Source organism: Lysobacter sp. HDW10, assembly GCF_011300685.1.
In the GTDB taxonomy this organism is placed as follows: Bacteria; Pseudomonadota; Gammaproteobacteria; order Xanthomonadales; family Xanthomonadaceae; genus Solilutibacter.
Window position 1 is genome coordinate 732355 of record NZ_CP049864.1, and the last position, 19276, is coordinate 751630.

Genomic DNA, 19276 nt, shown 5'->3' on the forward strand with positions numbered 1-19276 from the left:
GCTTAGCTGCGCATCCCCGTGCCGCGCTTCATCAACCACAAAGCAAAGGCACCCAGCACCAGCACAAACAAGCCCATCAGGCCGAACGAAGTCCACAGGGGTACGTCGCTGACGCCGAGCAAACCGTAGCGGAAGGCATTGACCATGTAGAAGATCGGGTTCAGATGCGTCAGTGTTTGCGCCCAGTCCGGCAGCAATTTCACCGAATAGAACACGCCACCGAGATAGGTCAGCGGTGTGAGGATGAAGGTGGGCACGATGGCGACGTCATCAAACTTCTTGGCGAAGATGGCATTGATGAAACCCGCCAGAGAGAAGATCACCGCGCCCAAGAACACTGAGGCCAAGGTGATGAACGGATGCGGCACGCTCAAGCGCGTGAACAGCAAGGCGATGCACATGACAATCGCGCCGACCATCAGTCCGCGCAACAGGGCGCCTGCGACATAGCCCCCCAAGATGACCCAATTCGGCATCGGGCTCACTTGCAGTTCTTCAATATGGCGGCCGAACTTCGCGCCAAAGAAGCTGGAGCTGATGTTGCCGTAGCTGTTCTGAATCACGCTCATCATGACCAGGCCTGGAACGATGAAGGCCATATAGTTCACGCCGTCCATCTTGCCGATCTGACGGCCAATCAAGCCGCCAAAGATCAGGAAGTACAAGGTCATGGTGATCGCGGGCGGCACCAGAGTCTGACTCCAAATGCGCAAGATGCGGGCAACTTCACGGCGCGCGATTGTGGACAAGGCAATGACATTCGGGTGACTCATGCCTGTGCCTCCGACGCCGTCGTGAGGCGAACAAACAACTCTTCCAGTCGATTCGATTTGGTGCGCATCGAGCGCACACGAATGCCGGCGGAATCGAGTGCGGTAAACACACTGTTCAAATCCTTGTTGCGGGGCATATCCACTTCCAATGTGTGGTGGTCGGTGGCAATCATGACGACGTCTTGCACATGCGGCAGCTGCGCAGGTAATTGCCCGTCGATATCAAGCACAAAGCCTTCAACATCGAGTTGCGCCAGCATGTTGCGCATGGGGCCTTCGGCAACGATACGACCGTGGTTGATGATCGCAAGGTTTCGGCACAAGCTCTCCGCTTCTTCCAAATAGTGCGTGGTCAGAATGATGGTGGTGCCCTGCGCATTGATCTCACGCAAGGTTTGCCACATGCCGCGTCGAATTTCGATATCCACACCGGCAGAAGGTTCATCAAGGATCAACAGCTTTGGTTCGGTCATCATCGCGCGCGCAATCATCAAGCGTCGCTTCATGCCGCCAGACAGCGTCCGGCTCATCATGTCGGCTTTGTTCGACAGCTGCGCAGCGTCCAGTTGTTTCTCTGCGCGGACCAGAGCTTCGGCTCTGGGAATCCCGTAGAAACCCGCGTAGTTGACCAAGATGTCACGCGGCTTCTCAAACATATTGAAGTTGAGTTCTTGCGGTACCAGTCCGAGTAGGCGCATCGCTTGACTGCGGTGGGCCTCCAAGTCGACGCCGAAAATGTTCACGCTGCCGGATGTTTTGTTCACCAACGAACTGATGATGCCAATCGTGGTGGACTTGCCGGCGCCGTTCGGGCCCAGCAGCGCATAGAAATCACCGGGCTGCACGATCAGGTCGATCCCTTTCAGGGCTTCGACACCGTTGTCGTAGGTCTTACGCAGGTTGTGAATTTCCAGTGCAGGTACGCGTGTTGCGGATGTCGCTGAGTTCATTTGAACGGGGCCGATGACACGAACCCTTTATTATATTCGGTGTTCCCGCTTCCCAAGGCCCTGCGCCCGCTTATCTGTGGTGGATTTCTTTCCTATTCGATTGGTCGATCGTGCCATGGCAGCGCCTGCAGTGATGCACCTGCGCTTCGTGCGCGACGACGGCAAGGCACTGGACTACACGCCCGGTCAGTTCATCCAGATTCACTTCCCGCTGGCCGATGGCAGTAATGCGCGACGCAGCTATTCCTGCGCCACACGCCACGACCACGTGATGACCTGCGGTGAAGCGGTGGAGTTTGTCGCCAGTTGTATTCCTGGGGGCGCCGCGACCGCGTTGTTCCAAGGCATGAATATCGGCGACAGTTTGAACGCCAGTGGGCCCCTTGGTTTGTTCACCTTGAAAGCCGGCGATACCAATTCGCGCTATTTGATGATCGCAACCGGGACCGGGATCGCGAGCTACCGCTCCATGTTGCCGGAGCTCGAAGAACGTATGCGCGCACGCGGCGTCAAAGTTGTGGTGGTGCACGGTGTGCGCACCCCGGATGACTTGTTGTTTGCGGAAGAGTTCAGCGACACTGCGCGTCGCTTCCCGGACCAGTTTGAATATCGCATTGCGTTCTCGCGCGAAGGCTTCGACGCGTCGGACAACCGCGCGACATTGGCCATCGCGCAACACGGCTATGTGCAAAATGTTTTGCCTGCGCTGAAACCGGTGCCGGGCGAGGATATCGCGTATATCTGCGGCAATCCGGTGATGGTCGATGCCGTGGTTGAAGCGTTAAAGACGGATGCCCTTCCAATGAAAGACATCCGCCGCGAAAAGTACATCAGCCTGAAATAGGGCCCTCGGCCACCATCACGGCCGCATTGCCATTTTCATCTACCGAAGTCACAACCCAGATCGCTTTGTCTGCACGACGAATCAGGAAAGTACTGGCGTCGTTGTAATAGCGATAGGCGTCATCGATCTTGCCGAACTCTTTCAAGAAGGACTTCATCGCCGCCTCGTTCGTTTCGGCGGTTTTTTCGTCGAAGGGCTTGTCGACAACACGCTGACCGCCTAATGCGGTAATCGCGTTTTCGATGCCTTTGTAGAGCTCGAACTTCGAGAAGGTCTTGCCTTCATCGGTGCGAATATCGGATTCGAAAGTTTTGCCTTCGACCCACAGCAGCGATTGGCCGGTCCAAACGGGCACGCGTGCCAAATCTTTGGTCCCCGCTGCAATGCTGTCGTTGCCATCCAAGTGGTAGCCCGCGGGCATTTGCAGATAGGGCCATTCGCCCAATGGCTTGTCTGAAATCGGAAACGCTTTAAGGTCAAAGTGTGCGGCGGCGGCAGTGGGGCTCGCGGCAACGGGTGCTGCGACGGGCGCCTCCGCTGTCGTGGCAGGTGCCGTTGCTTCAGCCGCCGGTGCCGGCGTGCTCTGCGTATCTTCTTTCTTCTTGCAACCCAGCAAAACAATAGCGGCCACAGACAGTGCCAACATGGAGCGCTTTAACATCATCCTTCGAACTTCCAGCGATGGGGGGAGCACCGATATTAGCTGGAATCTGTGAATCAGATCACGCAATCGGCGCTGGAACGTAGACCTCGCCCTTCATAAGAATGCGTGCAGAACGGGACATCACTGCTTTGGTGACCACCCATTGGCCATCGACTTCGGCGACATCTGCACCCACACGTAACGTTCCGGAGGGATGTCCGAACCGAATGGCCTCGCGTTGACCCCCGCCGGCCGCCAAATTCACAACCGTGCCGGGCACAGACGCCGCCGTCGCAATTGCAACCGAAGCAGTGCCCATCATGGCGTGGTGCAATTTGCCCATCGACAGCGCACGCACGCGCAAATCGATATCGTCTGCGGCGATCGTTTTTCCGGACGACGCGACATAGCTCGCAGCAGGTGCGACAAAGGCAATCTTGGGCGAGTGTTGTCGGGTCGCAATCTCTTCGGGTGTGTTGATGATGCCCATCTTCAAAGCGCCCGCCGTGCGGATTGCTTCAAAGCGCGCCAAGGCGGCATCGTCAGTGTTAATCGCGCCTTGCAGTTCGCTGCCCGTGTAACCAAGCGCGGACGCATCGATAAATATCGTCGGAATCCCGGCGGTAATCATGCTGGCTTTGAATGTCCCGACGCCAGGCACTTCCAGATCTTCGATGACGTGGCCCGTCGGGAACATCGAACCGCCCTCGCCTTCATCGCCCTCTGCAGGGTCGATGAACTCAAGTACGATTTCTGCTGCGGGAAAGGTCACACCATCGAGTTCGAAATCACCGAGCGCTTGCACTTCGCCGTCTTGGATCGGCACATGCACAAGAATGGTTTTTTGAACGTTCGCCTGCCACACACGCACGACACAGGTGCCATCGCGCGGGATGCGCGAAGGTTCAACCAAGCCCTCGCTAATTGCGAATGGGCCAACAGCAGTGGTCAAATTGCCGCAATTGCCGCTCCAGTCAACGAAGGCATGTTCGATCGCGACTTGTCCGTACAAATAGTCGACGTCGTGATCCGGCTGTGTGCTTTTCGAAATGATCACGCACTTACTGGTGCTGGATGTTGCACCCCCCATCCCATCTGTGTGCTTGCCATAAGGATCGGGTGAACCGATCACACGCATCAGCAACGCATCGCGGAATGCACCCGGTACACGCGCAGGTTCTGGCAAATCTTCCAACTTGAAGAACACACCTTTGCTGGTGCCACCGCGCATATAGGTGGCTGGGATTTGAAGTTGTTTGCTCATGACGTCATCTTATGCGCGGCCCAAGAAATCATTGGCGAAGCGCTGCAACACGCCGCCTGCTTCGTACACCGAGACGTCGTCATCGGAATCCAATCGGCACACAACTGGAATGGACACGGTCTCGCCATTTTGGCGATGGACCAAGACCGTCAATTCAGAACGCGGCGCAATCGCCCCACGCACATCAAACGTTTCTGTGCCATCGATCGCGTAGCTATGGCGGCTTTCACCTGGCAAGAATTCCAAGGGCAAGACACCCATACCAATCAAGTTGGTGCGATGGATGCGTTCAAATCCTTCGGCGACGATGGCTTCAACACCCGCAAGACGCACACCTTTTGCCGCCCAGTCGCGCGAGGAGCCTTGGCCGTAATCTGCACCGGCGATGATGATCAACGGTTGGCCTCGGTCCATGTAGGTTTCAATGGCTTCCCACATGCGCACCACTTTTCCTTCCGGCTCAATCCGCGCCAACGAGCCCTGTTTCACGCTGCCGTCCTCGTTCTTCACCATTTCATTGAAGAGCTTGGGATTGGCGAATGTGGCGCGTTGTGCGGTTAAGTGATCGCCGCGGTGCGTTGCATAAGAATTGAAGTCTTCTTCGGGCACGTCCATCTTCGCCAAGTACTCGCCCGCCGCGCTGGACGCCATGATGGCGTTCGATGGCGACAAGTGATCCGTGGTGATGTTGTCGCCCAAGACCGCCAAGGGACGCAGACCCGTCATGGTGCGCGGTTTGGCCAAGGCCCCTTCCCAGTACGGCGGACGGCGAATGTAGGTCGACTTTTCGCGCCAGTCGTACAGCGGCGAAACTTTCAAACGCGTGCTGCCACTGCGATCAAACATCGGGTCATACACCGCCGTGAAATGCTCGGGCTTCACCGCGCGCTTCACCAAGGCGTCGATCTCTGCGTCGCTTGGCCAAATGTCCTTTAAGTAAACCGGTTGGCCCGATGCGTCGACACCCAACACATCTTTCTCGATGTCAAAACGCACGGTGCCGGCAATGGCATAGGCCACGACCAAAGGCGGTGAGGCGAGGAACGCTTGCTTTGCGTAGGGGTGAATACGTCCGTCGAAGTTGCGGTTGCCCGACAACACGGCAGTCGTATACAAATCGCGCGCAATGATTTCTTTCTGGATGTCCGGGTTCAATGCACCGCTCATCCCGTTGCACGTGGTGCACGCAAACGCCACGATGCCGAAGCCCAGCTGTTCAAGTGCCGTTTTCAGCCCCGCTTCTTGCAAATACAATGCGACCGCTTTCGAGCCCGGCGCGAGAGACGATTTCACCCAAGGCTTGCGCGTCAATCCTTTGGCGATGGCGTTGCGTGCGATCAAACCCGCGGCAATCACGTTGCGCGGATTCGAGGTGTTGGTGCAGCTCGTGATGGCCGCAATAATCACCGCGCCATCCGGCATCAAGCCTTCGGCTTCTTGTGCTTCGGCGCCTGCAAGGTCGCGGGCAATGCCGCGCTCTGCCAATGCAGACACCGGCAATTGCGCATGCGGATTGGACGGCCCAGCCATGGTGCGGGTGACGCTTGAGAGATCGAATTCAAGGACGCGCTCGTAGTCCGCGTCGCGCAGGCTGTCTGCCCACAAACCCGCGGTCTTGGCATAGGTTTCGACCAAGGCCACTTGCGCGTCGCCTCGACCCGTCAGACGCAAGTAGTCGAGGGTGTTGTCGTCGATATAGAACATCGCCGCCGTGGCGCCGTATTCGGGTGCCATGTTGCTGATCGTGGCGCGGTCACCCACAGTCAATGCCGCCGCGCCTTCGCCATAGAACTCAAGGAATGCACCCACCACTTTTTCTTTGCGCAAGAACGCCGTGAGGGTCAGCACGATATCGGTGGCGGTGATGCCAGGCTGCGGGCGCCCTGTCAGTGCAACGCCGACGATGTCCGGCAGGCGCATCCACGAAGCACGACCCAGCATGACATTTTCAGCTTCAAGCCCGCCAACACCGATCGCAATGACGCCCAATGCATCCACATGTGGCGTGTGGCTATCGGTGCCGACGCAGGTGTCCGGATACGCGACACCGTCAGTCACACCCACCACCGGCGACATGCGTTCCAAATTGATCTGATGCATGATGCCGTTGCCTGGCGGCACCACATCCATATTTTCAAACGCGTGTCGCGTCCATTCAATAAAGTGGAATCGATCGTCGTTGCGGCGATCTTCGATGACGCGGTTTTTGATGAAGGCCTCTGGGTCCGTGCCATCGGCTTCTACCGCCAAGGAATGGTCGACGATCAGCTGCACCGGCACCACAGGATTCACAGCGGCCGGATCACCGCCTTGTTCGGCAATCGCATCACGCAGACCTGCCAAATCGACCAAGGCCGTTTGCCCAAGAATGTCATGACAGACCACGCGTGCCGGGAACCACGGGAAATCCAGATCCCGTTTGCGTTCGACCAACTGTCCTAGAAAATCGGCAACGCGCTCAGGTGCCGCGCGACGCACGATGTTCTCGGCAAACACACGACTTGTATAGGGCAGCCCTTTCCAAGCGCCCGGATGTAAGGCCTCCACCGCAGATTGCGCACTGAAATAGGAGAGATCGGTGCCCGGCAGTGGTTGTTTGTGTTCGGTATTCATGTGCACTCCGTTTGAACCCCCATTTTACGCGCCTGCCTGAAACGCCGACTGTCAAGGTCACTTGACACAAGATAGTTAGGCCGCGTAGTCTTGTGTCAAGCGTCCTTGACACATCAACGGACGCGCACGAAAAAGAGGGAGAGTTTCATGTTTTCGCTGCCAAGTTTTGAGATTCGAATGCGTTTTGCACTGGGCTTGGCCCTCGTGTTCGCCGGCGTGGCCCTTGCGGGTGTGATGTGGCCGGGGTTGATGCCCGAAACGGTGCACGGCTTTTTCACCGGTGTCAGCGTCGGCCTGTTGCTGTGCTGGGTGTGCTTTATGTTGTTACCGCGGTGGTGCAAAGACGCCATGGATATCCAGCGTCAAACCAAGGCAGGCCGGCAGTATTTGCGCCGAATGATGCCCGCCATGTTCGCTTACGTCATCCTGCTGCCGATATCCATTTTTCTGATTCGCCGCGGGATCGATCAAGTCTTCGTTCGGGCCTTGGTCGCGCTCTTGCCGGTCTTGCCGATTGCTTTGATCTTGTTTGCCTTCATTGAGTACGTACGCAATGTCGACGAATTTCAACGCAGGGTTGAGCTTGAATCGATTGGCATCGCCGCTTTGGTTGTGTCGCTCGGCTATATGTCAGCGGGCTTCCTGCAACTGGCCAAGGTCATTCACTTTGATGCGGGTGCGGCGATGATTTGGGTCTTTCCGGTCCTCTCAATCAGCTATGGCTTCGGCAAGTTGTTAGCGTTGCGCCGCTATCAATGAACAACCGTCTGCGCGACCTTCGTGAACAAATGGGCTGGTCACAAGCAGCGCTTGCCGAGCTGTTGGACGTGTCGCGCCAGACAATCAACGCGTTAGAAACTGGCAAATACGATCCGAGCTTGCCACTCGCCTTCAAGATCGCACACGTCTTTGACGAATCGATCGAAAGCATTTTCATCTACGAACACCCGGATTCCAAAGGAAGTTAATTCATGCAACGCAAATACAGAGTCCTGCTGGCGCTCGTTGCCCTGCTCGCCTTATTCGGCTATCGCTATTGGCAAAGCCACGCGCCGAAAAAGGCGACGGCAACAGCGACCGCCACTACGGGTAAGCACGCTGCGTCCGACGAATCGGTCAAGCGTCGTCACTACGGTGCGCTGACCTTCAATCCTTGCACCCTTTCATCACCGATGGTGCGTGAAGGTGTCACCGCGCAATGCACGACGTATGAAGTGCTCGAGAATCGCAGCAAGCCAGACGGCCGCAAGATCAAGCTCAACATTGCTTGGATTCCGGCGGACGAAGATGCCGAGCTGCAACCTGATCCCGTGTTTTTCATTGCCGGTGGCCCAGGACAATCCGCCGTGCAAAGCTATCCGCAGTTGGCCGCGTCATTCAAACGCATTCTCGACAAGCGCGACGTGATTTTGGTCGATCAACGTGGCACGGGTGATTCCAATCCGCTGAAGTGCAGCAGCAAAGACGCGGAAGGTGATCCGGCAGACGCCGTCACGCCAGCCGCGATCGAAGCGGCAACGCGCGAATGCGTGGCCGAGCTCTCGAAGATTGCAGATCTCACGCAATACGACACCACAACGGCCGTTGCCGATTTGGATGACGTGCGTAAAGCCTTGGGTGCCGAGAAGATCAATGTCATGGGCGTGTCCTACGGCACCCGCGTTGCGCAACAGTACGCCATGCGCTATCCGCAAAGTACACGCACGATCGTGTTGGATTCCGTTGTGCCGAACAGCACCATCCTCGGCAATATCTGGGCGCGCAATCTGGAAGACGCATTGACGCGTCAGTTCGCCTTGTGCACGCGCAACGAAGCTTGCGTCAAAGCCGTAGGCAACCCGCGTGAATCATTGGACATCGTGATGGCCACCCTGCGTAAGGGCCCGGTACCGGTGACCTATCGCGACCCCACCACCGGTGAATTCAAATCAGACACGCTGAAGGCAAATGAAGTCGCCAACCTTGTTCGCATGTTTGCGTATATGCCGGCGATGGCCGCTTTGATTCCGCATCAATTGCATGAAGCCGCGCAAGGTCGCTACGAGAGCCTGAAAGCCATGTCCGACATGCTGACCTCGGGTCTGGAAGACCAAATGATGATGGGCATGCAGATGTCGGTCATCTGTACAGAAGACGGTGACAACGTGGTCTCGGATGCGGCCGACAAGAACACCGTGCTTGGCACCAGCCTGACCGATGCGATGTCGACGATGTGCAAGGTTTGGCCCAAAGGCAAGATGCCGGCTGACTTCCACAACCCGTTGTCCACTGACGTCCCGGCGCTGGTGTTGGAAGGCGAATTGGATCCTGTCACGCCGCCCAAATTTGGCGAGGAAACCGTCAAGACCTTGAAGAACGGTCGCTTGTTTGTGCTGCGCGGCCAAGGCCACAACGTGATTGGTGTGGGCTGTATGCCGAAGCTGTTCGCGAAATTCATTGAAACCGCGGATGCGAAACAACTCGATGGCAAATGCCTCGACAACCTGTCGTACACGCCCCCCTTCACTTCCTATAACGGATGGACCCCATGATCACGGCGGAATCCTTACATAAAACCTTTGCCGGTAAAGGCAAGAAAGACGCGCCGGTCGTCGCGGTCAACAATGTGGGCTTTACCGCCCGCGACGGCGAAATCACCGGGCTCCTCGGCCCGAACGGCGCCGGCAAGACCACCACGATGCGCATGCTCTACACGCTCATGCGCCCAGACCAAGGTCGCGTCTTGGTCGATGGTATCAATGTTGCGGATGATCCGATTGCGGTCCGGAGCAGCATCGGTGTGCTGCCGGATGCGCGTGGCATTTACAAGCGACTGACGGCACGCGAAAACATCCGCTACTTCGGCGAGTTGAATGGCATGAGCAGTGCGGCCATCGAAGCGCGCATCGCCTCCTTGGCGAAAGCACTTCAAATGGAAGACTTTCTCGATCGTCAAACCGAAGGTTTCAGTCAAGGTCAACGCACCAAGACAGCCATCGCGCGCGCATTGGTGCATTCACCGAAGAACGTGATTTTGGATGAACCCACCAATGGTCTGGATGTGATGACCACGCGTGGCTTGCGCACATTCTTGCGCCAGCTGAAACAGGAAGGGCATTGTGTGATTTTCTCCAGTCACATCATGCAAGAGGTGTCTGCTTTGTGCGATCGCATTGTGATCATTGCCAACGGTCGCGTCATGGCCGAAGGCACACCGGATGAACTTCGCGACAAGGCGGGTGAACAAAATCTTGAAGACGCGTTCGTGCGTCTGATCGGTACTGAAGAAGGATTGCACGCATGAGCCGCTTGAAGACTGTATTGACCAAAGAGCTCAGAGAGCTGTCGCGTGATCGCAAGACACTCGGCCTGACGTTGTTCATGAGCCCCGTGTTGATCGTGTTGCTGATCTTCGGCATGGGTACATTCATGAAGAAGAAGCACGACTCGCAAATGGACAAGGAATTGAACATCGCCATGGTCGGCGCGGAATATGCGCCGAACCTCGTTTCGTACTTGAAAGCGCAGGGTATCCATCTGAAGCAAGTGTCTGATCCTGATGCGTCGATTCGCAATCAAGATGAAGATGTCTATTTGCGCATCGGTAAAGACTTCGACGAGAAGTGGCGCAAAGGCGAACCGGCGATGGTTGAAGTCGTGAGTGATTCGACACGCCAAGATGCGTCGATTCCGGCGCGACGTCTGCAAGCGGAACTTCAGGGCTACAACCAAGTTGTCGGTGGTCTTCGCTTGGTCGCTCGGGGTATCTCGCCGGCCGTGATCTCGCCGATGGTGGTGACCAACAAGGATCTTTCCACACCTGAAGCGCGTAAGGGCTTGGCGCTGTCGTTCTTGCCGTACTTGTTGATTCTCGGCGGATTCATTGGTGGCGCGGCGTTTGTGATCGACATGACTGCGGGTGAGCGCGAACGTCAATCTTTGGAACCGTTGTTGACCACGCCTGCATCGCGCAACGAAATCGTGTCCGGGAAGATCTTGGCCTCGGTGTGCATCGGCATGTTGAGCGTGTTCTTTACCTGTGTAGCATTCAAGTTCGCCGCGGTGATCACACCGGGTCTGGGCACCATGATGGACGTCAGCATGCTGGCCGTTCTGAAGATGATGTTGATCTTGGTTCCGATGGTCGCGATCGGTTCGGCCTTGCTGACGGTGATTTCTTCCAACGCGAAATCGGTGAAAGAAGCACAGAGCTATATGTCGATGCTGATGTTGTTGCCGATGCTGCCGACCATCATCTTGATGATCAATCCGGTCAAGAACCAGCTGTGGATGTTTGCGATCCCGTTCTTGTCGCAAAACCAATTGTTGTTGAAGGTCTTGCGTAGCGAAAACATCGCGCTGTTGGAATGGCTCGTCTACTTCGGCGCCAATCTGGCCATCGCTTGGTTGTTGTGGTTCGCAGCGGTCAAGCGGTACCAAAACGAGAAACTTGCGGTGGCTTCCTAAGCGCACAAAAAAAGCCCGGGGAAACCCGGGCTTTTTTCTTGGCTTCGACTTCGTAAATTACGGTTGGAAGTTGATGGTGCGACGAGTGGTTTGCGCACTCGAAATCGGCTTGAAGCGCCATTTCTTCACGGCGTTCACCGCATCACGATCGAACAGACGTGAAGTCGAATCCACCACGCGTGCGCTACTGACCGAACCATCCGGGTCAACCGTGAATTCAACTTGCACGGTGCCACCTTGATTGGTACGACGTGCAGCAGCCGGGTATCGCGGGCTCGGTGCAGAGACCACAACAAGCTCATTTGAGCCACCACTGGAAGGACGCGCTGCCGGTTGTGCGGCCTGTGCACGTTGTGCCGCGGCACGATCAGCAGCGGCCTTATCCGCAGCTGCTTTATCTGCGGCAGCCTTGTCTGCGGCGGCCTTATCTGCAGCAGCGCGAGCGGCTACGGCATTGGCGGCCGATTGTTGCTCTGCACGTACTTTGTCTGCAGCTTGCTTCGCAGCCAATTCTTTAGCGGCTTGTTCTTGAAGCTTCTTTTGTTCTTCAATGCGCTTCTTGTTGAGCTCAGCTTCCTTGGCCTTTTCGGCCTCGGTCAATGCAGGCGCATTGGCAGCTGCAGTCGCTGCAGCCTTCTCACCTTCGCTGATCGAGTTCATCAGGCGCGGCAATGCAGGTGCTGCATTGTCGGTTTTCTCAAGCAAGGCGTAGAGGCGCTTTGCTTCCGGGAAATCTTTACGTGCGATTGCTTGCTCCGTCGCCATCACGGCATACGGTTGCAAATCAGTCAATGCCGAAGAAACGCCCGGATCACTGGCAGACTTGTCACGCAACGCGAGGTAGTACTCCATGGCGTTGTCGCCGGCAGGCGCATACATACGTGTATCTGCCAATGCCTTCTGCGCGGCTTCGCGCAATTGTTCCGCACTCATCGCCGCAACCGCGCTGGACACAGCAGCCGGTGGTGGTGTGGCGGCGGCTTCAGCAGGTGTTTGACCCGCCGTCGTAGCTGCATCATCTTTCTTACAAGCGACAATGCCGCTTGCCAATACAGTGCCCAGTGCGGCCACTGCCAAGTAACGCATCGCGCCCGGACGGGCGTGTTTTGCGCGCTGATTCATGTTTTCCCCCATGGGATAGCGTATTGACCCAGTTGCCATACAACGATGACGTGAGCCGCTTGTCAACTGTACGCACGTGTTTTTCGCGATCACCGTCGCAATCGACTTTCCTATTTGCCGATACAGAAGGTCGAGAAAACCGCGCCAAGTAAGTCATCCGGCGTCACCCGTCCGGTGATTTCACCCAGGGCGTCATGACAGCGACGCAAATCATCTGCACAGAGATCGATATGGCCTGAACCGCATTCAGCTATCGCGTTGCGCAAGTCTTGCTGCGCGCGAACCAGTGCTTCGACGTGGCGCGTGCGTGCCGTAAAGGCGCCCTCGCCCATCGCGCGCTGCGCATGTTCAACAATCGCGGCACGAAGCGTATCCAAGCCTTCACCCGTTTGCGCGGAGACAACAATCGCATCTACCGATTGCACTTGGGCCAAATCACCTTTGTTGATGACCCATATCACGGCACCCGAGGGCGGCAGTTCATCTCGCAAGCGCGCGCGACCGAGCTGTGCTTCTTGCGCGTCTACCACCGCAATGATCAGGTCTGCCGCTTTCAATGCACCGCGCGCGCGTCGCATGCCTTCGGCTTCGATCACATCTTCGGTGACGCGCAAACCCGCGGTATCGATCAAGGTGAGTTCAATGCCGCCAACGCGCACCGTCTCTTTAAGCACATCGCGCGTGGTACCCGCCACATCCGTCACGATGGCGCGATCCACGCCGGCCAGTGCATTCAACAGCGAACTCTTTCCGACGTTCGGTGCGCCGACTAGCGCCGCGTGCAAGCCGTCGCGTAACTTCTGACCTTGCTGCGCTTCGTGCAAAGTGTCTGCCAACGCCTGTTCCAAACCGGCGAGCCGCTCGGCGATGCGCACGATGCCGTCGGTGTCGATCGGTTCGTCAACAAAATCGATGGACGCTTCAATCTGCACACGAATGCGCAAGATGTCGTCGGCGAGTGCGTCGACGCGTTTGGAGAACGCACCTTCCAACGAACGTCGTGCTGCGCGCGCGGTTTGTGTATCTCGCGCTTCGATCAAATCCGCGATGGCTTCCGCTTGGGTGAGATCCAACTTGCCATGTAAGAAGGCCCGTTCACTGAACTCGCCTGCCACGGCGCGACGCGCACCTAAAGCGCAGGCGCAGGCCACCACCGCCTCGAGTACCACCGGGCTGCCATGGAGTTGAAGCTCAACGACATCCTCGCCGGTAAAACTTGCCGGTGCTTTAAAGGCAATCGCCACACCGTCATCCAAGACCTGCGCTTGCGCATCACGTACACGCACGTAATGCGCGTGTCGAATCTCCAATGCGCGTCCACACAGCTGCGACGCAATCGCGAACGCATCAGGACCTGACAATCGAATGATGCCGACCCCTGCCGGCACGGGCGCCGTGGCCACGGCGACAATCGTGTCAAACGCGTGGCCTGGGCGATGCATGGGCTAGTCGACGACTACGGACTTCGGTTCCGGCTTATCGCCGTACTTGCGCAGCATGTACCACTGTTGCAAAAGACCCAAGGCACCGTTGGCCACTTGATACAACACCAGACCTGCAGGCAAGAACGCCAACACGCCGCCGAAGATGACGGGCATGAACTTCATCATCTTCTGCTGCATGGGATCCATGCCCGGCGGCACCGGCGTCATGTGTTGCGTGGCAAACATGATCGCCGCGTTCAACACCGGCAACACGAAATAAGGATCACGTGCAGTGAGGTCTTGAATCCAACCCATCCACGGTGCGTGACGCAGTTCGACCGCTTCAGACAACACCCAGTACAAGGTCATGAAAATGATCATCTGCGGAATGATCGGCAAGCAGCCGCCCATCGGATTGATCTTCTCGGTCTTGTACAGATCCATCATGGCCTGTTGGAACTTGACCTTGTCGTCACCATAGCGTTCTTTCAATTGCGCCATGCGCGGTTGCACGCGACGCATCTTTGCAGATGATTTGTATTGCGCGTTAGACAGCGGGAACAACACCATCTTCAGCAACACAACCAGACCAATGATGGCCCAGCCCCAGTTGCCAATCAGCGCATGCAATTTGGACAACAGCCAGAACAAGCCTTGGCCAAGTAGTGCGAAGATTTCGAATCGGCTGTAATCCACCGCGCGATTCATGCCCGGCACATTGAGTGCGTTGAGCAATTTCACGTCTTTCGGGCCGACCCACAAACGTGCATCGCTCGCCGCTTGTTGGCCAGGTTGCAAAGTGAAACCGGGACCGCGCGCAGTAATGCCATCCACGCCACCGCTCTGCATCAAGCTATAGCGCGAGGATTGATCTGCTTGCGGCACCCATGCGGTTAAGAAATGGTGCTGCGGCATTGCCAACCAACCACCCGTGACATCGGTGTTGATGGCGCCATCTTCCATAAAGTCTTTGAACGGACGACGTTGATAGCCTTCTTTCGCGTCGAACCAAGTGGCGCCGATGAAGCTGAAAGATTCCGGATGGGTGTAACCGGTTTTGATCACCGGCGGCACACGAACCAGTTGTCGATAGATGTATCCGGCCCAAGCGGCAGTGCCGCCATTGATGGCGGTATCTTTGACATCGACGGCATAGCTGCCGCGCGTAAAGGTGTATACGCGATTGAAGGTGACGCCTTGCGGGTTCGTCCAAACAAACGGCACTTCAATCTTCTGTGCGTCGGCTGCAAGGACTTGTTCGGGCGCGGCTGTGGTTGTGTAAGCCGCGTCGTGCGCAGGCGCTGCATGACCTTGCTCACCTACCCAACCCGTTTGTGCTTGGTAGAAGCGCGTCGCGTCGCCCGACAACAAACGCACAGGTTGCGCGGCACTGTCACGCGTTTGCGGGTAGCGAAGCAAATCGGCTTGTTGTAGACCACCACCGGTCAACACAACATCCAAGACGTCGGTGCGCACATGCACGCGTGCGGCTTGGGTCACTGCAGTGGCTTGCGTGTTCGGCGTGGGGACCGCTTGCGGCTGTGTCGCTTGCGGAATACCCGTGGTCGCGGCGTCCGGCACCATTCTGGGCACAGCCGCGGCCGTGGCCTGGGTCGGCGCTGCGACGGGCTTCGGCGCATGCGCCTTGCCCCACTCCAGCCACAACAACATGGCCACCATGAGCCAAGCAAAGATCAAAAACAGTCGAGTTTGGTTCATGCCGAATCGTCGTTGGTGGGCGGGCGCTGCATTGTGCCCTGTGGTGGAGACGGGGGCAACGCGCCAGCGCGTTGCATCAATCTTAAGAAGTCGTGACTCAAGCCTGCGTTTTCAACCGCACGCGCCGAAGGCTTGGCGACAAACACGTAAGTGCCCGGCTGTGCCTGCGCTGAAATGGCGCGAAAGGCTTCCTTCAACACGCGCCGAATACGGTTGCGGTTGACCGCACGCGTATCGACTTTCTTGGAGACGGCTAGACCGAGTTTTGCTGTATCCGCTGCTTCGGGTGCCGAAGTTTTGAATACCAGTTGGAAATGGGCGCCATGGACACGTCGTGCGCTGTCGAACGCGCACGCGTAATCGGCACGCGTTCGCACGCGCGCCGATTTCGGAAATCGCAATTCAGGGGACGAGGTCATTCGTCACCTGTGACATCAACCCCATGCACGACAGTGCACGGGTGTTGTCATCAGGCACAGAGACGCTTACGGCCTTTGGCGCGGCGACGTGCAAGAATCTTGCGGCCATCTGCCGTTGCCATGCGGGCACGGAAACCGTGGTCGCGCTTGCGTTTGAGGTTGCTGGGTTGGTAAGTACGCTTGGTGGCCATGATGCTGGGCGCCGAGTTGAACACTAGGGAACCCGAAAGTCTAACGATGCTCCCCTACTCGCGTCAAGCCCGAGTTGATATCGAGTGCAGTCGGATCGCCGCGATGATAGATTGCGGGATTCCCTTGAGTCCGAGCTTCGGCGCCCTGCCGCCGTCGATCACACGCACGTTCCCCGCATGAATCCAGATCCTTCCACGCCCGTCCTCGACGCTTGGTCTCGCTGCCTCACCCGACTCGAATCCGAGTTTCCGGTCGAAGAAGTGCGGACCTGGCTCAACATGGTGCAGCCGCACGCCGAGAACGACAGCTTGGTGCTGTATTCGCCGAACGTCTACGTCACCGATCACATCGAAGCGCATTTTCTGCCCCGCATTCGCGAGCTCATGACCCAATTTTCCGGCGCGAGCTCCGTGCGGATAGCCAATGGCACGGCACCGCGTGAAGTTGCTGAAAAGCCGAGCGCAGCACAACACGAAGGTGCAGGGTCAAGACCCCCTGCGTTTCACGGCAACCTCAATATCCAGTACTTTTTCGACAATTTTGTGGAAGGTCGAAGCAACCAACTGGCACGCGCAGCCGCGTGGCAGGCCGCCATGTCGCCGGGTGACCGTGCGCACAACCCCTTGCTGTTGTACGGCAGCACAGGTTTGGGCAAGACCCATTTGATGGTGGCCGCCGGCAACGAAATCGTAAAACGCAATCCGAAGGCACGTGTGCTCTATCTGCGCGCTCGAGACTTTTTGGAGGGCTTCACCAAGGCGCTCTACGACCAAGCGAATACCGGCGGCACCGAGGCGTTTCGCCGCCAGTTTCAGGGCCTGGATGCGCTGCTGATTGACGACATTCAATTTTTCGCAGGCAAAGACCGCACGCAAGAAGAGTTCTTCCACACGTTCAACACGCTGTTCGATGGCCGCCAGCAAATTATTTTGACGTGCGATCGTTATCCGCGCGAAGTTGAAGGCTTGGAGCCGCGACTCACCTCGCGCTTGGGCTGGGGTCTGCCGGTCGCGATCGATTCGCCGGATTTCGAAACACGTGCTCAAATTGCACACGCCAAAGCCCGCGAAAAAGGCCTGAATTTGCCGAACGACGTGGCCGAGCTGCTCGCTAAGAAATTGCGTTCGAGCATCCGGGATCTGGAAGGCGCCATCAACACCTTGGCCGCACAGTCTCATTTCTTCGGCAAGCCCATCACCTTGGAGTTTGCGCAAGATACGTTGCGCGGCTTGCTGCGTGACCAAGCCATCAGCATCCAGCAGATCCAGAAGGCCGTGGGCGACTATTACGGTTTACAGATCAAGGACCTCTTAGGCCCGAAACGGACGCGCTCGTTGGCCCGCCCGCGGCAGGTGGCTATGCGCCTGGCAAAGGAATTGACCGACAGCAGCCTGCCCGAAATTGGTGAACAATTTGGGGGGCGTGACCACACAACGGTCATGCATGCGTGCAAACAAATTGACAAGCTCATGGACACAGATGGCAAGCTACATGAGGATTGGGAAAAATTAGTGCGTAAACTCAGTGAGTAACCGGGGGAGCAAGGTGTGGATAAGTCGTGGATGACTTCAGAGCGTCAAGTTATCCACACAGTTTTAGGTGGGTTTAAGCGACTTTATCCACAGAGGTTGTGGGACTAAAAGTTCTTTTAAATCAACAACTTAAAATGTAATCCACAGAAAAACGGCCACCCTATTACCACCAAGCTTTATATATTTATCCACTTTAAGAGCAAGACGACAGGCAAGGAACCTACATGCGCTTTTCTCTGCAACGCGAAGCCCTTCTGAAACCCCTCGCGCAAGTCGTGAACGTGGTCGAGCGTCGTCAAACCCTGCCGGTACTGGGCAACTTGTTGGTTCAAGTTAAATCGGGCTATCTCGCTTTGACGGGTACAGATCTCGAAGTCGAAATGATGGCGCGCACCGCTTTGGATAGCGGAAGCGAAGATGGCGAGACCACAATCCCGGCGCGCAAACTGTTCGATATCGTGCGTGCCCTGCCCGACGGCGCCAAAATCACTTTGACACTTGCGGGTGACAAAGCCACGATCCAAGGTGGCCGCAGCCGTTTTACCTTGGCGACCCTGCCCGCCAATGATTTCCCTTCAGCAGAAAACGAAGACACCACCGAACGCGCTGTGGTGCCGGAATCTGCGTTGAAAGAACTGATTGATCGCACGTCGTTTGCGATGGCGCAGCAAGATGTTCGCTACTACCTCAACGGTTTGTTGTTTGACTTGCGTGGCGATACTTTGCGTTGCGTTGCGACGGATGGTCACCGTTTGGCGTTGTGCGAAGCCCCGTTGGAAGGCGGTCAGAGCAAACGCCAAATCATCGTGCCGCGCAAAGGTGTCAACGAATTGCAGCGCATGCTTGAAGGCGGCGATCGCAATATCGAATTGGAGATCGGCCGTGCGCACATCCGTGTGGTGCGCGATGACGCCACATTCACCAGCAAGTTGATTGACGGCAAGTTCCCGGATTACGAAGCGGTCATTCCGATTGGTGCAGACAAGTTGGTCACCATGGACCGCGAAGCCCTGCGTGCTGCTCTGCAACGCGTTGCCATTCTCTCGAACGAGAAGTATCGCGGTGTGCGTCTGGAAACCACCCCTAACCTCCTTCAAATCAGCTCACACAACCCTGAGCAGGAAGAAGCCCAGGAAGATGTGGAAGTTGAAACCAAGATTGAAGACATCACCATCGGCTTCAACGTGACCTATTTGCTGGACGCGTTGTCTGCACTGCGCGACGAGAAAGTCGTGTTGGCCTTGCGTGATGCCAATTCATCGGCTTTGCTTCGTGAGGCCAGCAATGAACGCAGCCGTCACGTGGTCATGCCACTGCGTCTCTAAGCTGTGTTCC

At 56.9% G+C, this 19276-nt stretch carries 18 protein-coding genes; 8 read left to right on the forward strand and 10 right to left on the reverse strand.

Translation table 11 applies throughout. The annotated features are described in order from the left end of the window. Window positions 1-2: 2 nt before the first annotated feature. Both G7069_RS03520 and G7069_RS03525 read right to left on the reverse strand, forming a co-directional pair. Window positions 3-773 carry an ABC transporter permease gene (locus G7069_RS03520; RefSeq protein WP_166294331.1) on the reverse strand — a complete coding sequence of 257 codons (771 nt, stop codon included), beginning with the start codon at window positions 771-773 and terminating at the stop codon, window positions 3-5. Next, window positions 770-1723 carry an ABC transporter ATP-binding protein gene (locus G7069_RS03525; RefSeq protein WP_166294333.1) on the reverse strand — a complete coding sequence of 318 codons (954 nt, stop codon included), beginning with the start codon at window positions 1721-1723 and terminating at the stop codon, window positions 770-772. Before G7069_RS03525 ends, G7069_RS03520 begins: the two co-directional genes overlap by 4 nt. Window positions 1724-1838: 115 nt before the next feature. Between G7069_RS03525 and G7069_RS03530 the strand changes: the two genes are divergently transcribed. Then, window positions 1839-2567: an FAD-binding oxidoreductase gene (locus G7069_RS03530; RefSeq protein WP_240912622.1), complete on the forward strand. Its 729-nt coding sequence runs from the start codon at window positions 1839-1841 to the stop codon at window positions 2565-2567. Here G7069_RS03530 and G7069_RS03535 read toward each other — a convergent pair. The 3 genes from G7069_RS03535 to acnD form a co-directional block, all read right to left on the reverse strand. Then, window positions 2554-3213: a hypothetical protein gene (locus G7069_RS03535; protein WP_205758747.1), complete on the reverse strand. Its 660-nt coding sequence runs from the start codon at window positions 3211-3213 to the stop codon at window positions 2554-2556. The genes G7069_RS03530 and G7069_RS03535 overlap by 14 nt on opposite strands. 76 nt (window positions 3214-3289) lie before the next feature. Beyond that, window positions 3290-4474 carry a 2-methylaconitate cis-trans isomerase PrpF gene (prpF, locus tag G7069_RS03540; protein WP_166294339.1) on the reverse strand — a complete coding sequence of 395 codons (1185 nt, stop codon included), beginning with the start codon at window positions 4472-4474 and terminating at the stop codon, window positions 3290-3292. 9 nt (window positions 4475-4483) lie between these two features. Beyond that, on the reverse strand, window positions 4484-7087 hold the full coding sequence (gene acnD, locus G7069_RS03545) for a Fe/S-dependent 2-methylisocitrate dehydratase AcnD (RefSeq protein ID WP_166294341.1): 2604 nt from the start codon (window positions 7085-7087) through the stop codon (window positions 4484-4486). Window positions 7088-7234: 147 nt separating this feature from the next. Here acnD and G7069_RS03550 point away from each other — a divergent pair, with 147 nt between their 5' ends. The 5 genes from G7069_RS03550 to G7069_RS03570 are packed head-to-tail and all read left to right on the forward strand — an operon-like array spanning window position 7235 to window position 11533. Continuing rightward, complete coding sequence (locus tag G7069_RS03550) at window positions 7235-7846, forward strand: hypothetical protein (RefSeq protein WP_166294343.1); 612 nt, start codon at window positions 7235-7237, stop codon at window positions 7844-7846. Continuing rightward, window positions 7843-8055, forward strand: coding sequence for a helix-turn-helix transcriptional regulator (locus G7069_RS03555; protein WP_166294345.1), 213 nt, complete (start codon window positions 7843-7845; stop codon window positions 8053-8055). Before G7069_RS03550 ends, G7069_RS03555 begins: the two co-directional genes overlap by 4 nt. A gap of 3 nt (window positions 8056-8058) precedes the next feature. After that, a complete protein-coding gene (locus G7069_RS03560; RefSeq protein WP_166294347.1) occupies window positions 8059-9618 on the forward strand; it encodes an alpha/beta hydrolase in 1560 nt (519 codons plus the stop codon). Continuing rightward, a complete protein-coding gene (locus tag G7069_RS03565) occupies window positions 9615-10370 on the forward strand; it encodes an ATP-binding cassette domain-containing protein (protein WP_166294349.1) in 756 nt (251 codons plus the stop codon). The genes G7069_RS03560 and G7069_RS03565 overlap by 4 nt, the downstream gene beginning before the upstream one ends. Further along, a complete protein-coding gene (locus tag G7069_RS03570) occupies window positions 10367-11533 on the forward strand; it encodes an ABC transporter permease (protein ID WP_166294351.1) in 1167 nt (388 codons plus the stop codon). Before G7069_RS03565 ends, G7069_RS03570 begins: the two co-directional genes overlap by 4 nt. Window positions 11534-11590: 57 nt before the next feature. Here G7069_RS03570 and G7069_RS03575 read toward each other — a convergent pair whose 3' ends face one another. From G7069_RS03575 to rpmH, 5 genes are all read right to left on the reverse strand, one after another. Then, window positions 11591-12619, reverse strand: coding sequence for an energy transducer TonB (locus G7069_RS03575; protein WP_166297482.1), 1029 nt, complete (start codon window positions 12617-12619; stop codon window positions 11591-11593). A 146-nt stretch (window positions 12620-12765) separates the two neighbouring features. Further along, window positions 12766-14097 (reverse strand): tRNA uridine-5-carboxymethylaminomethyl(34) synthesis GTPase MnmE, encoded by a 1332-nt coding sequence (gene mnmE / locus G7069_RS03580; protein WP_166294353.1) that lies wholly within the window; start codon window positions 14095-14097, stop codon window positions 12766-12768. Window positions 14098-14100: 3 nt separating this feature from the next. Beyond that, window positions 14101-15798 (reverse strand): membrane protein insertase YidC, encoded by a 1698-nt coding sequence (yidC, locus tag G7069_RS03585; protein WP_166294355.1) that lies wholly within the window; start codon window positions 15796-15798, stop codon window positions 14101-14103. Then, window positions 15795-16217 carry a ribonuclease P protein component gene (gene rnpA / locus G7069_RS03590; protein WP_166294357.1) on the reverse strand — a complete coding sequence of 141 codons (423 nt, stop codon included), beginning with the start codon at window positions 16215-16217 and terminating at the stop codon, window positions 15795-15797. Before rnpA ends, yidC begins: the two co-directional genes overlap by 4 nt. A 50-nt stretch (window positions 16218-16267) precedes the next feature. Further along, window positions 16268-16408, reverse strand: coding sequence for a 50S ribosomal protein L34 (gene rpmH, locus G7069_RS03595; protein WP_031374044.1), 141 nt, complete (start codon window positions 16406-16408; stop codon window positions 16268-16270). Between the two features lie 177 nt (window positions 16409-16585). Between rpmH and dnaA the strand changes: the two genes are divergently transcribed. Both dnaA and dnaN read left to right on the forward strand, forming a co-directional pair. Continuing rightward, complete coding sequence (dnaA, locus tag G7069_RS03600) at window positions 16586-17941, forward strand: chromosomal replication initiator protein DnaA (protein WP_166294359.1); 1356 nt, start codon at window positions 16586-16588, stop codon at window positions 17939-17941. Window positions 17942-18165: 224 nt separating this feature from the next. Next, the gene (gene dnaN / locus G7069_RS03605) at window positions 18166-19266 is read left to right on the forward strand and encodes a DNA polymerase III subunit beta (RefSeq protein WP_166294361.1); all 1101 of its coding nucleotides are present in this window, start codon (window positions 18166-18168) and stop codon (window positions 19264-19266) included. Window positions 19267-19276 lie beyond the last annotated feature (10 nt).

Excerpts from the sequence above, each read along its gene's own strand:
- G7069_RS03520 (WP_166294331.1), bottom strand. The coding sequence starts at position 773 with ATGAGTCACCCGAATGTCATTGCCTTGTCCACAATCGCGCGCCGTGAA.
- G7069_RS03525 (WP_166294333.1), bottom strand. The coding sequence starts at position 1,723 with ATGAACTCAGCGACATCCGCAACACGCGTACCTGCACTGGAAATTCAC.
- G7069_RS03530 (WP_240912622.1), top strand. The coding sequence starts at position 1,839 with ATGGCAGCGCCTGCAGTGATGCACCTGCGCTTCGTGCGCGACGACGGC.
- G7069_RS03535 (WP_205758747.1), bottom strand. The coding sequence starts at position 3,213 with ATGTTGGCACTGTCTGTGGCCGCTATTGTTTTGCTGGGTTGCAAGAAG.
- prpF (WP_166294339.1), bottom strand. The coding sequence starts at position 4,474 with ATGAGCAAACAACTTCAAATCCCAGCCACCTATATGCGCGGTGGCACC.
- acnD (WP_166294341.1), bottom strand. The coding sequence starts at position 7,087 with ATGAATACCGAACACAAACAACCACTGCCGGGCACCGATCTCTCCTAT.
- G7069_RS03550 (WP_166294343.1), top strand. The coding sequence starts at position 7,235 with ATGTTTTCGCTGCCAAGTTTTGAGATTCGAATGCGTTTTGCACTGGGC.
- G7069_RS03555 (WP_166294345.1), top strand. The coding sequence starts at position 7,843 with ATGAACAACCGTCTGCGCGACCTTCGTGAACAAATGGGCTGGTCACAA.
- G7069_RS03560 (WP_166294347.1), top strand. The coding sequence starts at position 8,059 with ATGCAACGCAAATACAGAGTCCTGCTGGCGCTCGTTGCCCTGCTCGCC.
- G7069_RS03565 (WP_166294349.1), top strand. The coding sequence starts at position 9,615 with ATGATCACGGCGGAATCCTTACATAAAACCTTTGCCGGTAAAGGCAAG.
- G7069_RS03570 (WP_166294351.1), top strand. The coding sequence starts at position 10,367 with ATGAGCCGCTTGAAGACTGTATTGACCAAAGAGCTCAGAGAGCTGTCG.
- G7069_RS03575 (WP_166297482.1), bottom strand. The coding sequence starts at position 12,619 with ATGCGTTACTTGGCAGTGGCCGCACTGGGCACTGTATTGGCAAGCGGC.
- mnmE (WP_166294353.1), bottom strand. The coding sequence starts at position 14,097 with ATGCATCGCCCAGGCCACGCGTTTGACACGATTGTCGCCGTGGCCACG.
- yidC (WP_166294355.1), bottom strand. The coding sequence starts at position 15,798 with ATGAACCAAACTCGACTGTTTTTGATCTTTGCTTGGCTCATGGTGGCC.
- rnpA (WP_166294357.1), bottom strand. The coding sequence starts at position 16,217 with ATGACCTCGTCCCCTGAATTGCGATTTCCGAAATCGGCGCGCGTGCGA.
- rpmH (WP_031374044.1), bottom strand. The coding sequence starts at position 16,408 with ATGGCCACCAAGCGTACTTACCAACCCAGCAACCTCAAACGCAAGCGC.
- dnaA (WP_166294359.1), top strand. The coding sequence starts at position 16,586 with ATGAATCCAGATCCTTCCACGCCCGTCCTCGACGCTTGGTCTCGCTGC.
- dnaN (WP_166294361.1), top strand. The coding sequence starts at position 18,166 with ATGCGCTTTTCTCTGCAACGCGAAGCCCTTCTGAAACCCCTCGCGCAA.